This is a genomic window from Aeromonas ichthyocola (assembly GCF_046087985.1).
Taxonomy (GTDB): domain Bacteria; phylum Pseudomonadota; class Gammaproteobacteria; order Enterobacterales; family Aeromonadaceae; genus Aeromonas; species Aeromonas rivipollensis.
Genome location: NZ_JBJSWH010000005.1, coordinates 18,547 through 34,029, shown reverse-complemented (window position 1 = coordinate 34,029; position 15,483 = coordinate 18,547). Strand labels below are relative to the sequence as shown.

Genomic DNA, 15,483 nt, shown 5'->3' with positions numbered 1-15,483 from the left:
TTCGCTGTCATCCGGTTTGATCCAGCTTCTGTCCGGCCTGCAATTGCGGCATCAGCCAGCGCTCATAGCGGGCGATCCCCTCCCGGGGCCCCTTGATGAGATAGCGCCACTGCTGGCGGCTGCCCGGCAAGAGGGCGCCGGTCGCCTCGATATCGGCGCTGTGGATCAGCGCCCTTGGCGCCATCTGGAAGGGGCTGAAGCCCTGATCCGGCTCCTGGCCCAGCTCCCCCGCCACCTTCAATCTGGTGTTGCCGACCTCCAGCTCGTCCCCGAGTTTGGCGCCGAGCAACTGCATCACCCGGGCGGAGAGCCAGATCTCGCCAGGCGCCGGGGCGCGCTGGGGCATCAGCTCCAGCTTGCCATAGAAGGGGAAATCGCTCGGCACGGCGCGAATGGACGCCAGCTGCAGGCCGTCGCCGTGAAACAGCATGCTGTTGAAGCTGACCGTGGTCTGGACGAGGAGCCCCTCCTGCTTCGCCTGGGCGAGCCAGGCCTCGGGCGCCGGTGTGGCGGAGCGAAGCACCCGATCCGCCCCGATAAAGTCCCGGCCCGAGGCCTTGAGCCCCGCATCCAGCCGGTCAGCCACCAGGGCCACGCTCAGCACGCAGGCCACGCTCAGGGCCAGCGCCAGCACGAACCAGCGCAGCTCGCCGCTGAACCCTTCCCGGCGCAGCAGCTTGAAACCCAGTCTCCATTGACTCATGACTTGCTCCCCATGCCCGGCGCCTGCACAAGCCAGAACAGCAACTCACCGCTGAACCCTTCCCGGCGAAGCGGCTTGAATTCCCGTTTCTTCCATTGATTCATGACAGCTCCCTGACACGGGGAGCCAAGGTGGCTTCGGATGCTGGCGCATCCGCCTCCAGCCGTCCCGCCGCCATCACCAGCTGCCGCTGGCAGCGCTGGGCCAGCTCATGATCGTGGGTCACCACCACTAGGGTGGTGTTGTGCTCACGGTTGAGACGAAACAGCAGCTCGATCACCGTCTCCCCCGTCTTGCTGTCGAGGTTGCCGGTGGGCTCATCAGCCAATAGCAACTGAGGCCGGGTCATAAAGGCCCGGGCTATGGCGACCCGCTGCTGTTCCCCCCCGGAGAGGCGCGGCGGCAGGTGGTGCAGTCGCTCGGCCAGACCGACCTGGGTGAGCAGCTCGCGGGCCCTGGGCTCACAGTCGGTCTCGCCGCGCAGCTCGGCCGGCAGCATGACGTTCTCCAGGGCGCTCAGGGTGGGCAAGAGCAGGAAGGACTGGAACACGAACCCCACCTGCTCGGCGCGCAATCTGGCCCTCCCCTCCTCGTCCAGCCGGGTCAGGGACTGGCCCAGGATCTCTATCTCGCCGCTGCTCGGCAGGTCGAGTCCGGCCAACAGGCCGAGCAGGGTGGACTTGCCGGATCCGGAGGCGCCGACCAGGGCCAGCGTCTCGCCGGTATTGACTTGCAGATCGATCCCTTCAAGGATGGTGAGACTTTCCTGGCCGAGGCGAACGGTTTTGCCGAGCCCCCTGACGGTGATAATGGGCGTTGAACTCATGATGCGTTTCCTGTTTGCCTTAACCTGTAATGACAATAGATCGTGGGAGTTGAATGCATGACGCGTGTCTTGTTCGTCTTGAGTTGCCTGTGTTGCTGGATCTCATCGGTCCAGGCGCAAACCCTGCTGGTACTGGGGGACAGCCTGAGTGCCGGCTACCAGATGCAGGCCGAACAGAGCTGGCCTGCCCTGCTCAATGAGAAGTGGCAGCAGCAGGGTGGCGAGCACAGGCTCATCAACGCCAGCATCAGTGGTGAAACCACCCAGGGTGGGCTGGCCCGCTTGCCCACCCTGCTCGAAGAGCACAAGCCTGACTGGGTGCTGATCGAGCTGGGGGCCAACGATGGCCTGCGCGGCTTTGCCCCCGCCATCACCCGGGCCAACCTCACCAAGATGGTGGAGCTGGCCAAGGCCAGCCAGGCGAAGACGGTGCTGACCCAGATCCAGCTGCCCCGCAACTATGGCGCCCGCTATTTGCAGCAGTTCGAGCAGATTTTTCCGGAGCTGGCGCAGGCCAATGACCTGCCGCTGATGCCCTTCTTTATCGATGATATTGTGCTGCGCCCTGAACTCATGATGAACGATGGGCTCCACCCCACGGCGGCGGCGCAGCCCCAGATCCGCGACCGGGTCGCGAGCTTCATCGAGCCCCTGCTGACCCAGTGACCCCAAGGAGCGAACGAGGGCTCCAACCCACCAAAACGAACGCACCCGCCAAGGCGGGTGCGTTGCTATCTGTCTTCGCCAGATCCAGAGCCTCAGGTTCTGACCCATGCATTCGTGAATCCCCCTGCCAGCAGGCCAGTTCGACTGTCAGTTGGCAAGGCACGACGCTGCCGACTATGCGGGTTCACACCCCACCCCCAGTATCTGGCGCATGCGCTCCTGAGTGACCCCGACCAGCAGATCAGGCTGGAACTTGGAGATGAAGCGGTCACACCCCACCTTCTTGACCATGGCCTCGTTGAAGTTGCCGCTCAGGGAGGTGTTGAGGGTGATGAAGAGATCGGCCATGCGCGGATCGCTGCGCACCTCGTGGGTCAGGCGGTAGCCATCCATCTCCGGCATCTCGGCGTCCGTGATCATCAGCATGATCTCGTCGGTCACCTTCTTGCCCGCATCGCACCACCCCTTGAGCAGCTTGAGCGCCTGCAGTCCATCCTGGCATTCGATCACCTCGAGGCCGAGCTGGGCTAGGGTCTCGCGCACCTGATTGCGCGCCGTGCTGGAGTCATCGACGATGAGCACCCGGCGCCCCTGCATCTGGGGCAGGATCTCCTTGTCCAGCACCTCCGCCGAGATGCGGATGTCATAGGTGATGATCTCCGCCAGCACCTTCTCCACGTCGATGATTTCGACTATCTGGTCGACCCCTCCCTCCGGGATGCGGGTGATGGCGGTGAGGTAGTTGGCACGACCCGCCGAACGGGGGGGCGGCAGTATGTCCTTCCAGGTCATGTTGACGATGTGGGCCACCTGCCCCACCAGGAACCCCTGAATGGTGCGGTTGTATTCGGTGATGATGAGGTTGGATTCGTTGTCGACCGCCATGGGGCGCATGCCGATGGCGCCGCGCAGGTTGATGACGGGAATGGAGACGCCGCGGATGTTCGCCACCCCGCTGATGTTGTGATGGGAGCCCGGCATCTTGTTGAGATGGGGCAGCTTCACCACCTCCCGCACCTTGAAGACGTTGATCGCAAACAGCTGCTGGGTACCCAGCCGGAACATCAACAACTCCAGGCGATTCTCACCCACCAGCTGGGTACGTTGATCCACTGAATCCAATATGCTCGCCATATAAAGCCCTTACGTCCGTTTCCCGAGTGCCGCCCCGCGATGGGGCGCCAGCATGCCAACCAGACCCGCATTCCACCGACAGGAGCAACGCAAGTCTCTATACAAATAATGAAAAGGGTCGAGAAAAGATAGGATCTTGACCGCGGGGCGTGATCCTCACCCCATAGCCCCATGTCAGCAACCCCTCATCCCCATCGACCCGACAATAAGAGTTATCGACCAGGAGGGGACAATGCTGAACCCGGGATTGGCCTGACGGCCGACAAAGGGCACAGCTGGTTTTGCGCCCATAAAAAAACCGGCCGCGAAGCGGCCGGTCAAAAAAATACAGTAGGCAGTCAGGGAACGACTTAGAAGTGGTACTGCATGGCCACGCCAACGACGTCGTCGGTGTTCTGGCCAAACTTGTTGTACCCGTCAGTGCCGTCGCTGCTCAGCAGGTTGGCCTTGTAATCAACGTAAACGTCGAAGTTATCGTTGATGTTGTACCAGGCACCGATGGAGACGTATTCGGTCAGGGTGTCGTCGAAGGTTTCACCCTTCACGTCCAGGCGGTTATACGCCAGGGACGGCTTCCACTGACCCCAGGTGTATTGAACCACGGCTTCGTAACCGTTGCTCTCTTCGGCGTAGCCGTTGTAGCCAGACTGGTTCACATAGACATGGTCTTCGCCATAGGCGTAGGTCGCGGCAGCGTACAGGTTGTTGGCGTTGTACTTGATACCGACTGCGGTCAGCTTGGCGTCTTCGCTGCCACCGAAGTTGGAGTTGGCAGCCTGATCGGCAGTCTTGCCAGCCTGGTTATAGGCCAGACCCAGGCTGATGCCCATGTCGAAGTTGTAGTTGGCAGACAGGGCGTAGCCCTCTTCGGAGCCCTTGGTCCAGCTGGACGCGCTCTCGTTCTGCGCTTCGTTCTCGCCGGTGAACTGGGCACCCAGCACCAGGCCGTCGAAGGTGTAGAGGTACTGAGCCAGGCCGTTGGTACGACCGGTACCGAACACTTCGGTACCCTTGCCCAGGCCATCTCCGCCCCACTCCGGCAGAACGTCGGTGTAATCGTTAACGGCCTTGGCAATCAGACCATCCTGACGACCGTAGCTGAAGGCGCCGAAACGATCGTTCTTGATGCCAACGTAGGCATAACGCAGCTCGTTGTCGGAGCTGTTGGTCGGTACGTTGTACTCGACGAAGCCGTTGGCGACGGTTTCTTCGTTGATGCGGGTCTCACCACCGATGCGCAGACGCAGGTAGCTCTGATCGCCACTCTCGTCGTCGTTGTCGCTACCGTAGTACATGCCTTGAACACGGCCACCGATGTCAAGCTTGGTACCATCCTGGTTGTAAACGGTAGAAGCTTGTGCACCACCGGCCAGCAGCAGGCTGGAGATGGCCATCGTCAATGCTGTCTTTTTCATTGTTCGTTCCTCTGAGGTGTAAACCAGACCTGTGCTCGGTCGTTGTCATTTTGAATCGGGTTCATTTCCGATGACCTAGGGTAGATCTGCGAACCTTGATGGGAACTGAAGAAGGGGTCGATTAATTAGAAATACTCGATTTATCCTGCCTGTTGCGACATCAAATGTCGCAAATCAAGGTGGTTGCGGAATTTTAATCCAATTAAATTAATAACTCAGAACAACAGGAAGGTCGTAACTAGAAATGACAGAGGGTTATATCGAGGAGGGGTCAATGAAAGCCCGAGGGAGCGGGTTCCACTCGCTCCCAAAGAGGCCTCAGGCAGGTTGCCAGTCCCGCATGACCCGCAGCAGGTCTTTCCAGCTGACGATGCCGACCAGGGCGCCGTTTTCCAGTACCGGCAGGCAGGAGACATGTTGCTCCAGCATGATGGCGGCGGCTTCCGGCAAGGACGATTCGGGAGAGATGGTGATAGGCTGGCGACTCATGATCTGGTGGGCCCGCCGGTTGAGGGTCTCGGTGTCGCGGTTCATCTCGGCATCCGTGTCGAGATAGGGGCTGAGGGCGCGCAGCAGATCCCGGTCCGAGATGACCCCCACCAGCACTTCCTCTTCCAGCACCAGCAGGTGGCGAAAGTGGGCCTGCTCGAAGATCTCCTTGATGACACCCAGCCTGTCATCCATGGAAACGGTCGCGACCCGGGTCGTCATGATCTCTTTAATCAACATGGAAGCCTCCTGCCCCCTGACAGATGTCTCTGTTATGGCACGTTTTTCTTGCCGCAGCCAGCCATGCCCCCCAGCCTCAAGTGCAAATCCGAGTCATTTCACGTAAGATCCGCGCCAGTTTCTCCCCTTCATTGAGCCAAGCAGATCCATCCATGATAGTTGCCAGTCAAATCGAACTGATCCGCGGCGGCCGCACGCTGCTGGACAACGCGTCCGCCACCATTCACCCCGGCCACAAGGTGGGCCTGGTGGGCAAGAACGGCTGTGGCAAGTCCACCTTCTTTGCGCTGGTGCGGGGCGAGCTGGCCATCGACAACGGCAGCTTCAGCCTGCCCGCCGGCTGGCAGATTGCCGGCGTGGCCCAGGAGACCCCGGCGCTGGACTGCTCCGCGCTCGAATACGTGGTCGATGGCGACAAGGAGTTCCGCGCCCTCGAAGCCCAGCTGGCCCAGGCCGAGGCCGATGACAATGGCCTCCTGGTCGCCGAGCTGCACGGCAGACTCGACACCATAGGCGCCTACAGCATCCGCGCCCGCGCAGCCGAGCTGCTGCACGGTCTTGGCTTTGGTGGCGATCAGCTCGACTCGCCGGTGAAGAGCTTCTCCGGTGGCTGGCGCATGCGCCTGAACCTGGCCCAGGCCCTGCTCTGCCGCTCCGATCTGCTGCTGCTCGATGAACCGACCAACCACCTGGATCTCGACGCCGTCATCTGGCTGGAGAAGTGGCTCAAGGGCTATCAGGGCACGCTGGTGCTGATTTCTCACGACCGCGACTTCCTCGACTCGGTCATCAACCGCATCATCCACATCGAGAACGGCAAGCTCAACGAATACACCGGCGGCTACTCCGACTTCGAGCTGCAGCGCGCCGAGCAACTGGCCCAGCAGCAATCCATGTACGAGAAGCAGCAGCGGGAGATGTCCCACATGCAGGCCTATGTGGACCGCTTCCGCTACAAGGCCTCCAAGGCGCGCCAGGCCCAGAGCCGCCTGAAAGCCATGGAGCGGATGGAGAAGATCCTGCCCGCCCACGCCGACTCCGAGTTCAGCTTCGAGTTTCGCGAGCCCTCGGCCCTGCCGACACCCCTCATCGCCATGGAGAACCTGTGCGCCGGTTACGGTGACAAGGTGATCCTGGAGAAGATAAAGATGAACCTGGTGCCGGGCTCGCGCATCGGCCTGCTGGGACGCAACGGCGCCGGCAAGTCCACCTTCATCAAGATGCTGTCGGGCTCCAATGCGCCGCTGTCGGGCAAGCTGGAGGTGAGCGCCGGTGTCAGCATCGGCTACTTCGCCCAGCATCAGCTCGAAACCCTGCGTCTGGACGATACCCCCCTCGATCACCTGGCTCGCCTCGCCCCGGACAAGTCCGAGCAGGAGCTGCGCAACTACCTCGGCAGCTTCGGCTTCCACGGCGACAAGGCGCTGGACAAGGTGGCCCCCTTCTCCGGCGGCGAGAAGGCGCGGCTGGTGCTGGCCCTGATCACCTGGCAAAAGCCGAACCTGCTGCTGCTGGATGAACCGACCAACCACCTGGATCTGGAGATGCGCCACGCCCTGACCATGGCGCTGCAAGGCTTCGAGGGGGCCATGGTGGTGGTCTCTCACGACCGTCACCTGCTGCGCACCACCACGGATGACTTCTATCTGGTGCACGGTGGTCGGGTAGAGCCGTTCGACGGCGATCTGGACGACTATCACAAGTGGCTCGGCGAGCAGGAGAAAGAGGCCAACGCCAAACCGGCGGATGGCACCGTCTCCGCCAACTCGGCGGTGGCACGCAAGGATCAGAAGCGGCTCGAGGCCCAGTTCCGTCAGCAGACCCGGCCCCTGCGCCAGAAGCTGGAGAAGCTCGAGGCCAGCATGGAGAAGCTGCAGGGCAAGCTAGGCGACATCGAGAACCAGCTGGCCGACCCCGCCATCTACGAAGAGAGCGCTAAAACCAGGCTCTCCGAGCTGCTCAAATCCCAGGGCCCCCTCAAGGAGCAGCTGGAAGAGGTGGAGCTGGAGTGGATGAGCCTCTGTGAGGAGCTGGAAACCATGGAGCAGGCCTTCTTTGCGTGATGAACAGCTGATGGCAAGCGAGCGGGTCGCCGTGCACGAGCTGCCGACGCCGCTGGGCTTCTGGCACTGGAGCGGCAAGGTCTATGGTGAGCGTAGCCAGGACTGGCTCAACGTGCAGACGCTGGGGGGCAACGTCAATCTGGCGCTCTTGCTGCACCACCTGGATCTGCTCGGCATCCCGGTCGATCTCACCGATCTGCAACCGGCCCTGGTCCAGACCGAGGCGGTGCTGCTCCCCTGGCGCACCCTACGCCAGCAGGCCAAGGCGCGGCTGGCCGAGGAAGAGTATCAGGCCATGCTGGCCCACGAGCTGGAGCTGGAGCGGTTGCAACAGGGGGTCTTGCTGCAGACCCTGCGCGGCCTCTCCCTGTTTCGTGGCAAGAGTCACAACCTGTTGAACTATCTATCGTTACTGGGTGCCCAGCAGGGCCCCCTCAGAGACCTATTATGCTGAGCTACCGCCACGCCTTTCACGCCGGCAACCATGCCGACGTCCTGAAACACGCCGTTCAGGCCCTGATCATCGAGTCCCTCAAGAAGAAGGAGAAACCCTTCATAGTGCTGGACACCCATGCCGGTGGCGGTCTCTACGACCTGCGCGGCGACTGGTCCCAGAAGAAGGCCGAGTACGCCGACGGCATAGGCCGGCTGTGGGACGAGCGCGCCCAGTGGTCCGCCATGGCCCCCTATCTGGGCGTCATCGAAGAGATGAATAGCGATGGTCAGCTGCACTACTACCCGGGTTCCCCCGAGCTGTCCCGCCGCCTCGCCCGCGAGCAGGACAAGCTGGCGCTGATGGAGCTGCACAACAACGAGGTGGAGGACCTGCGCGCCAACATGGGCTATGACCCCCGCGTCGCCGTGCACCACCGTGACGGCTTCGAGGGGCTGATCGCCCTGCTGCCCCCCACCCCGCGCCGCGGCCTGGTGCTCATCGACCCTCCCTACGAGCTGAAGGAAGACTACTTCGCCGTGGTCGACACCCTGAAAAAGGCACAGAAGCGCTGGGCCACCGGCATCTACGCCCTCTGGTATCCCATCCTCGGGCAGGAGGCGGACAAGTCCCGCGACATGCTCAAAGCGATCAAGCGGGAAAACTTCGGTAACGTCCTGGTGGCCGAGCTGGAAGTGGCCGGTCAGACTGCCGATTGGGGCATGAACGGCTCAGGTATGCTGATCGTCAGCCCCCCCTGGATGCTGGATGAGCAGATCGAAGCCTTCCTCAAACCCCTGTGCGCCAAGCTGACCCAGGGCGCCGGCGCCCAGTACAGAGTGGAGTGGCTCAACAAAGCCGCCGACTGAGCCCTCATCGCTCACAAAAATGACAAAGCCCCGAAAGGGGCTTTTCTCTGTCTGCCGTTGCCGAAATGACGACTCAGGCCCGGACGGGCATATCCCGCCAGAGCGCCAAAATGAGCAGCGCCAGCAGGGCCAAGGGCGGGGCCAAGCAGAGCAGCACGCACAGAACGGTGACAAGCACGGGGTGGCGGCTCTTGCGGCGGGCCAGTCGCCAGGCCACGACGCCCGCGACGATCATCAGCAGCAGGATGAACAGTACATAAATGTTGGCATTGAGGGTCATGAAAGCTCCTTTTTCATGGCAAAGGCACACTCTATCGCCTCCGTGGCCCCAGGCAAGTCCCCAATCTGGTGGTCTCGACCTCGGTCGATAGGCTTTTTCTATCTAGCCGATAGATGAGAATGGTTTTCATTTAATGTGATTCCAGGTGATACTGCACTCATCGCCAGAGGAGACACCATCATGAAAAAGACCATCAGCTTCGCCGTTCTGCACTTCAGTGTCGCCTTTACAGTGGCTTACCTGCTGACCGGTGAACTGCTCACCGCCAGCCTGATCGCCCTCATCGAGCCCGCCGTCAACACCGTCGCCTTCTACTTCCACGACCTTGGCTGGCACAAGCTCAAACCCGACCACAGCCTGCAGGCCAAGACCAGCAGCTTCGCCCTGGTGCACTTCTCGGTGGCCTTCGCCGTCGCCTACCTGCTGAGTGGCGAGCTGCTGACCGGTGGCGTGATGGCGTTGATAGAGCCTGCCATCAACACCGTCGTCTTCTTCTTCCACGAGCGGCTGTGGCGTGCCCGCAGCCAACAACTTGCGCTGGCCTGATCAACCGGGCTGCACGCTTCCTCCTTTATCGCGGCTACAAAAAACCCGACATTCCTGCCAGGAATGTCGGGTTTTCACATCAACAAAGACCTGTGTCTGGATGCATCATCAGATGCCCCATCAAGACCGGTCAGGCTTTCTTGCAGAGAGGATCAACGATATAGGCGCTCTGATCAAACTTCTGCCAGGCCCCAGTGCCAACACCATCGACCACCAGAATGGAAACAACGCCGAAGTCGACAAAGATCCCGAGCAAGGTGGTGGCATCGAAAGACTTGGAGACAGGCACCGTCACCGAGTAGCAATCCGCGCGTTTGACCGTGATGGTGTAATTCTCTTTCTTCTTGAAGGAGGTGATCACATTGCCGTGGCCCAGCAACATATCGTTGACATAGATCTCCGCATCCGGATCCTGACTGCGAATAGAGACCTGCTGACTTGTGCCATTAAACATGGCCGCACAGCCGGACAACATGATGGCCAGCAAGACCCCCATCATCAACCTGAACATAGTGAACCTTCTTGTTATAAAGAAAAGGCGGCAATCTAGCATGCCTCTCGATCAGATGAGACACTGCAATACCATCGGTCAACCTGATTGTTCACAATAGCGACCGTTCCTGTTTGGTAATTCATCAATCCACCTCCACCAGCAACGCCCTCCCCCTGGGTGTAATGGGAAACCGGTCATCAGCGGTTGTAGATCAGTAAAAGGCGCTCGGCGGACTCATGCCATTATGTTCTAGTAGCGGATTATCCCCCTTGCCCCTATCCAACCCAGGCGCCACGCTGATGGGCTGATATCCATTTGTTGATCTTGCCCGGCAATTCGCCATTTCCTCCTTTCCCTTCGCTGGCGGGCCGTTAATATAGCCAATTGGCAACACACGCCTCGTTGGAGTCACCCATGAGTCATGCCATCCCCCACACTGGAAGCTGACATTCAGGGGCGGTAGCTTGCCCAAAAGCGGTAGCCAACAAGCAGAGCTGTTTCTTATCCGAAAATTTCTGAGTGGAGGCTGTGCATGGAAACGCAAACACTGCATCGGGGTCGGCTGATCGACCATATTCAGCTGGTAGTAAGAGACTTGGCTGCCAGCCAGCGCTTTTGCAGGGCCATAGTGGATCGCTTCTATCAGGCCGCGCTGGCCCACGGCGGCCAGGATAATGGCGCCCCGGCGAGCGCCATTATCACCCCGGTTACTTCGCCACCTTTGTGCTCGATCCGGACGGCAACAATATCGAAGCGGTCTATCATGGCAAGGCAATACGCAGTGCGAAGTCGGTGGAAATTCGGTTTTAGAAAATAACGAAACGCCGGTGATATGGACCTCGCCATGACACCGTAAGGTGATTATGTCTTACTAATATGGCGGGTGTTTCAATTTCCGTGCATTGAATTTATGATCAGGAGCTTATAGATGATACTGACTCAACCTACTGTAGGTTTTGGCGATAAAATTAATGAAGAATTAAGAAGTTTAGAGAACGAAACAATCAAGTGGGAGCAATTAGATTTTGCTGTGGCATGGATAAATCAACGTGGTGCTACATATTTAAAGGAGGCCTTTAAATACTTCTTGGGCAAAGGTGGAAATATAAATGCTATTGTTGGCTTAGACTTTAGTCATACGAGCAAAGAAGGCTTGAACTGTCTCCTAGATATGGAGATTGAATTGGGTGGTATTACTACACATGTTTTTTACGATGAAAACCCAGCTTGTACATTCCACCCCAAAATATATCTCTTTAAAAACAAACATCAAGCACAACTATATGTCGGTTCCAACAATATGACTGGCGCAGGATTAAGTACAAACATCGAGATGAGCTTGGGCTTTGCTGGCTCTATAGAAGACAAAACAATTCTGGATGTTAGCTCAACTTTACTAATGTGGAGGGATGTGCATACAGAGCCTAGGACTCGAAGGTTAAATCATGAGTTTCTAGAAGTACTGTGTAGCCAAGGGTATGTAAAAACAGAATCAGACATTCAAAAAACCCAGCCCCCTCCTCTCCCGACTAAAGATAAAGAAACGCTTTTTGGAAGAAGTAAACACATCGAAAGAAAAGGTAAACCTATTCCTCATGCAGAACCAAATATAGGTAAAGAAAGGGACGTTTTGATAGGTAGTATTTTATTAATGAGGGTCAGGCCGAGAAGGAATGGAAAACAAATACAAATATCAATGAAAATATATGAAGACCTATTTATGAATTGCACCAAGTCGGTAACATCAGCTAAGACTGGGGAACATCATGCAATTGGATTTAACTACACCCATCGTAATGGTATCAAACAGAAGAACACAGCCAGGTTCGAAGCTCCTGAGCTAAGAGGGATAAATAACCCTGTATTAAGATTTAAATGGGTAGCCACTCCATACAGCCACCTACAATATGAAGTGTATGACGCAGACACTGACACTATCGGAATTAACATTTATAAACAACTATCTAGCGGAATTACCACCCCCTCCGTGACTAGATTGGAGAGGATAAATGAGAACATCACAGTCCTGTCAAAAAAAGACCCCAAAATGGCTCAATGGTATCGCCTAATTTAGGTTAGTTTCAAGTCAAAGGCAGTCAGCTGCCTTTGACTAAAGAAACCGTCAAGATAAATCTAGGATTTTTTTTGTTATTATATCAAGTAGCTTAGGTGGAACACTTTCACCTATAGACTTAGCAATTAAAGCCCTGCTAACCACTTTTCCTTTTACATCCCACTTGTAATCATAATCTGTAATTGTCTGAATTTTCATCACTTCATATGTAGACAACACTCTATTCTCATATGGATGAATTTTATTATCAGATGCCTCATATGGGTAGTTGATAGTAACCGCTCTTGATGGTTTGCTAGGATCCATTCTCCTATAAGCGGAATGAAAACCCTTTATCATTCGATACTCACCACTTTTCTGGTCAAGAATAGTAGGTCTAGGTAGTAATGAGCCACATTTTTCACAGTAAATTGGTAAACTTTTAGCAGAAACCCATTTGCCATTACTTAAGTGTTCAAAATGACGTGGATTACCTTGGTAATTACATGATGAATTTATACACTGATTATTAAAAGCCGTCTCACAGGCCGGAGTATTTTTTACCCACCAGTACTTTTCATCCTTCATGACATTAACGTAATGAAAAGGATGATAATCTTTTCGCTCATTTTTACCTTCGATAGCATCTAAACTAGGTATGCCCGCCAAAGCTTCTCCCAACGATATAGGCCGACTCTTTTCAATACCCGAAAAGAAAGAGCCATTATTTTTAATAATATACTCTTTAGCTTTTTCGCATTTTGTAAAAACAGTAATCAAGCGCTTTCTAAGTTGCGGAATACCATAATCAGAGCAACTCACAACTTCATCAACCCCTAAATACTCCCTCCCCAATTTTTCAGCCATATAATTTATTATGGTCATAGGACCAAACTCTGTCGGAATAACCGTCTCACGCATACCTGGAACATTTTCAAATACGACCCATTTAGGCCTAAACTCCATAATAATATCCATTGCAGGTATTACAAGTAAGTTTCTCTCATCCACCTTAGGTCTTCGACCGGCTTCGATCTCAGACTTTAACTTCCCCGCACCATTTGTTGACATACCTTGACATGGCGGGGTCGCATAAACGAGAAAGAGTTCATCTCTATGATCTAAGTGATTTTTAGTTTGGGAAATAATCTCTTCCTTTCTTTTCCAAATATCACCCTGTATCATTGTCGTCTCGGGGTAATTGCTGCTATAAAGTGCACACCTGTCTTTATGCAACTCATTTGCAACCACAATTTTTATATTGTGACTTTTTATTCCTAACTCACCTATTCCAGATGAACTAAATAATGATATGGCTTTTTTCATAAAAATTTTTTAATTTCTTTAGCAATAGCTTTACCAAGCAACGGAGGAACTGCATTTCCAATCTGACTTGCAATTCTTGTCAATGGACCACAAAAAATATAATCATCATCAAACGACTGAATTCTAGCCGCCTCTCTAGGTGTAATAGTTCTATTTTGATACGGGTGTATACATTTATTTGAGGCCGGGCTTTGAAACTTGACTGTTATAGTTGCCGCTGGCTCATTGGCGTCGAGTCTAGAATAGCAAGAGCTAAAGCCGCTAGTAATAAGATTTCTAGGTATGGAATTAATATTCCCGCCTGCATGCTTAATAATTTCCATCATTTTATCAGAGTGGTTAGATGATTTATGCAATGTCAACTTCGTTGATTTACCACGGCGACTTTCCTGGTAATAATTCATGGGGCTACGAGTGTATGTGCTGGCTTCTTGGTTTCTATCTAATTCTGGTAAGTCTCCTATTGCCTCCATAACACTAATAGCATCTACACTACACATTGCACTGTCTAAGAACTTAGATTTATCTTGATATCCGATCCCTCTTCCTGTGTACTTAAACTCAGGCTTTGGAAAGGTTATATTTAGACTTTCATCTTTAGAACCGATAAGAATAAAGCGTTCTCTTTTCTGAGGCACACCATAATGAGCTGCATTCAGAATTTTCCAATCTACATTGTACCCAATATTACGAAATGTATTGATAACTGTAGCAAGAGTACTTCCATTTTCATGAGTTAGTAATCCAACAACATTTTCCATCACAAAAACTTTAGGTTGGAAATACCCCACAAAGTCGGCAAATGAATAAAATAAATTATTCCTATGATCAGAGTTATTATTCGCCCTATTAGGTCTCAATGAAGAAAAACCCTGGCAAGGTGGCCCACCAATGATAACATCCACTCTATTTATGCCTATTCTCTCGCTAAGAGAGCTTAGATCTATATTAGTTATATCACCGCAATCAACTATCGCTTTGGGATGATTTGCCTTACAAGTCTGTGCAGCATGTTTATCTAAGTCAATTGCATATATTAGTTCTAACTCACCATTCTCTTTAAGAAAACCGTCAGAAAAACCGCCTGTACCACAGAACAAATCCATTACAGTCTTTGTCAAATCAAGCCTCCTAACCTAAACAAAAAGTCATGTGAGATAAAACCAGAAAGTGATTTTAACGGTTAGCATGAAAGAAAACAAAGAAAACGAATACGCTAATTCCAGTGTATATACGAGTCTATAACTACCGTTGATTGATGCAAACGAAAGAGGACTCAAACAAGATATCCTTTACTAGGGAACCTGGCACACCCACCATCTCGATAGCAGACTTGCCTGACAAGGTGGGTGTCCTCTGTCAGCCGTCCCCCGTCAATTCCTACCAATCCAACTCACCCCTCCCCCGTGGGGATTCATTCCCCCCTGCCACTGGCCTATAGTGAGCCCCTACTCGAACAACCTTTGCGAGCAGCAAGATGTATATCGGCGAATTTGCCCGGCTGACGGGCACCACACCCAAGGCAGTCCGTCTCTACGAGCAGCTCGGGCTGCTGCCCGAGCCCAGGCGGCGCGGCAAATATCGCGTCTACCGGGCCGAAGATCTGGAGTGGGTCGGCTTTATTCGCGAGGCCCAGCAGCTCGGCTGCAAATTGAGCGAGCTTGTCCCCTTGCTGGCAGGGCTCACCAATCTCGCCGAGTTTCCCTGGCAGAAGGTGGAGCAGCTTATCGCGGGCAAGCTGGCACAGATCGCGGCGGAGGTGGCCAGGTTGCAACGCCAGCACCAGGCCTTGAGCCAGTGCGCTGCGCTGCTGGCGCAGCACCCCTGCCGCTATGGCGCCCCTGGCCAGAGCGAGCCGCTCCCGCAGGCTGAGCAAGGGCTTGCAGGACGGGCGCACAAGGTGGCTTGACTCTGTCCCATGGGACAAGGGGTCTAATGAGGGCTCAC

General features: G+C 55.1%; 16 protein-coding genes and 1 pseudogene. 8 read left to right on the top strand and 9 right to left on the bottom strand.

The genetic code is table 11. The features are described 5' to 3' along the window. Positions 1-7 precede the first annotated feature (7 nt). The gene (locus ACF2JD_RS15140; protein WP_440987719.1) at positions 8-703 is read right to left on the bottom strand and encodes an ABC transporter permease; all 696 of its coding nucleotides are present in this window, start codon (positions 701-703) and stop codon (positions 8-10) included. A 100-nt stretch (positions 704-803) separates the two neighbouring features. Then, entirely contained in the window at positions 804-1,529 is a 726-nt protein-coding gene (locus tag ACF2JD_RS15135) for an ABC transporter ATP-binding protein (RefSeq protein WP_234567681.1), read from the bottom strand. Between the two features lie 57 nt (positions 1,530-1,586). Here ACF2JD_RS15135 and ACF2JD_RS15130 point away from each other — a divergent pair, with 57 nt between their 5' ends. Next, positions 1,587-2,195 carry an arylesterase gene (locus ACF2JD_RS15130; protein WP_106887731.1) on the top strand — a complete coding sequence of 203 codons (609 nt, stop codon included), beginning with the start codon at positions 1,587-1,589 and terminating at the stop codon, positions 2,193-2,195. A gap of 174 nt (positions 2,196-2,369) precedes the next feature. Here ACF2JD_RS15130 and ACF2JD_RS15125 read toward each other — a convergent pair whose 3' ends face one another. From ACF2JD_RS15125 to ACF2JD_RS15115, 3 genes are all read right to left on the bottom strand, one after another. Next, complete coding sequence (locus ACF2JD_RS15125; RefSeq protein WP_440987718.1) at positions 2,370-3,329, bottom strand: chemotaxis protein CheV; 960 nt, start codon at positions 3,327-3,329, stop codon at positions 2,370-2,372. Positions 3,330-3,679: 350 nt separating this feature from the next. Continuing rightward, entirely contained in the window at positions 3,680-4,744 is a 1,065-nt protein-coding gene (locus tag ACF2JD_RS15120; protein WP_303809113.1) for a porin, read from the bottom strand. Positions 4,745-5,062: 318 nt separating this feature from the next. Continuing rightward, the gene (locus ACF2JD_RS15115) at positions 5,063-5,473 is read right to left on the bottom strand and encodes a CBS domain-containing protein (protein ID WP_106887734.1); all 411 of its coding nucleotides are present in this window, start codon (positions 5,471-5,473) and stop codon (positions 5,063-5,065) included. Between the two features lie 152 nt (positions 5,474-5,625). On the opposite strand from ACF2JD_RS15115, the gene ACF2JD_RS15110 reads away from it, so the two are divergent. Genes ACF2JD_RS15110 through ACF2JD_RS15100 form a run of 3 tightly spaced genes read left to right on the top strand, consistent with a single transcriptional unit; the run spans position 5,626 to position 8,838 of the window. Then, positions 5,626-7,536, top strand: a complete 1,911-nt coding sequence (locus ACF2JD_RS15110; protein WP_440987717.1) for an ABC transporter ATP-binding protein — start codon at positions 5,626-5,628, stop codon at positions 7,534-7,536. Further along, entirely contained in the window at positions 7,529-7,990 is a 462-nt protein-coding gene (locus ACF2JD_RS15105; RefSeq protein WP_163134798.1) for a DUF2390 domain-containing protein, read from the top strand. Before ACF2JD_RS15110 ends, ACF2JD_RS15105 begins: the two co-directional genes overlap by 8 nt. Further along, complete coding sequence (locus ACF2JD_RS15100; protein WP_440987716.1) at positions 7,984-8,838, top strand: 23S rRNA (adenine(2030)-N(6))-methyltransferase RlmJ; 855 nt, start codon at positions 7,984-7,986, stop codon at positions 8,836-8,838. Before ACF2JD_RS15105 ends, ACF2JD_RS15100 begins: the two co-directional genes overlap by 7 nt. A gap of 73 nt (positions 8,839-8,911) precedes the next feature. Here ACF2JD_RS15100 and ACF2JD_RS15095 read toward each other — a convergent pair whose 3' ends face one another. Next, complete coding sequence (locus tag ACF2JD_RS15095) at positions 8,912-9,118, bottom strand: hypothetical protein (protein WP_440987715.1); 207 nt, start codon at positions 9,116-9,118, stop codon at positions 8,912-8,914. 180 nt (positions 9,119-9,298) lie between these two features. Between ACF2JD_RS15095 and ACF2JD_RS15090 the strand changes: the two genes are divergently transcribed. Further along, entirely contained in the window at positions 9,299-9,664 is a 366-nt protein-coding gene (locus ACF2JD_RS15090) for a DUF2061 domain-containing protein (RefSeq protein ID WP_163153388.1), read from the top strand. A 130-nt stretch (positions 9,665-9,794) separates the two neighbouring features. Here ACF2JD_RS15090 and ACF2JD_RS15085 read toward each other — a convergent pair whose 3' ends face one another. Then, a complete protein-coding gene (locus ACF2JD_RS15085) occupies positions 9,795-10,160 on the bottom strand; it encodes a hypothetical protein (protein ID WP_440987843.1) in 366 nt (121 codons plus the stop codon). 529 nt (positions 10,161-10,689) lie between these two features. Between ACF2JD_RS15085 and ACF2JD_RS15080 the strand changes: the two are divergent. Together ACF2JD_RS15080 and ACF2JD_RS15075 are read left to right on the top strand one after the other, a co-directional pair. Next, positions 10,690-10,967, top strand: a pseudogene (locus ACF2JD_RS15080) (glyoxalase). A 118-nt stretch (positions 10,968-11,085) separates the two neighbouring features. Continuing rightward, the gene (locus ACF2JD_RS15075; protein WP_163153392.1) at positions 11,086-12,231 is read left to right on the top strand and encodes a phospholipase D family protein; all 1,146 of its coding nucleotides are present in this window, start codon (positions 11,086-11,088) and stop codon (positions 12,229-12,231) included. A gap of 48 nt (positions 12,232-12,279) precedes the next feature. Here the strand turns inward: ACF2JD_RS15075 and ACF2JD_RS15070 are convergent, their stop codons facing one another. Both ACF2JD_RS15070 and ACF2JD_RS15065 read right to left on the bottom strand, forming a co-directional pair. Then, the gene (locus tag ACF2JD_RS15070) at positions 12,280-13,536 is read right to left on the bottom strand and encodes a DNA cytosine methyltransferase (protein WP_440987714.1); all 1,257 of its coding nucleotides are present in this window, start codon (positions 13,534-13,536) and stop codon (positions 12,280-12,282) included. Continuing rightward, positions 13,533-14,657 carry a DNA cytosine methyltransferase gene (locus tag ACF2JD_RS15065; RefSeq protein ID WP_205599238.1) on the bottom strand — a complete coding sequence of 375 codons (1,125 nt, stop codon included), beginning with the start codon at positions 14,655-14,657 and terminating at the stop codon, positions 13,533-13,535. Before ACF2JD_RS15065 ends, ACF2JD_RS15070 begins: the two co-directional genes overlap by 4 nt. Positions 14,658-15,013: 356 nt before the next feature. On the opposite strand from ACF2JD_RS15065, the gene ACF2JD_RS15060 reads away from it, so the two are divergent. After that, entirely contained in the window at positions 15,014-15,445 is a 432-nt protein-coding gene (locus tag ACF2JD_RS15060; protein WP_440987713.1) for a MerR family transcriptional regulator, read from the top strand. Positions 15,446-15,483 lie beyond the last annotated feature (38 nt).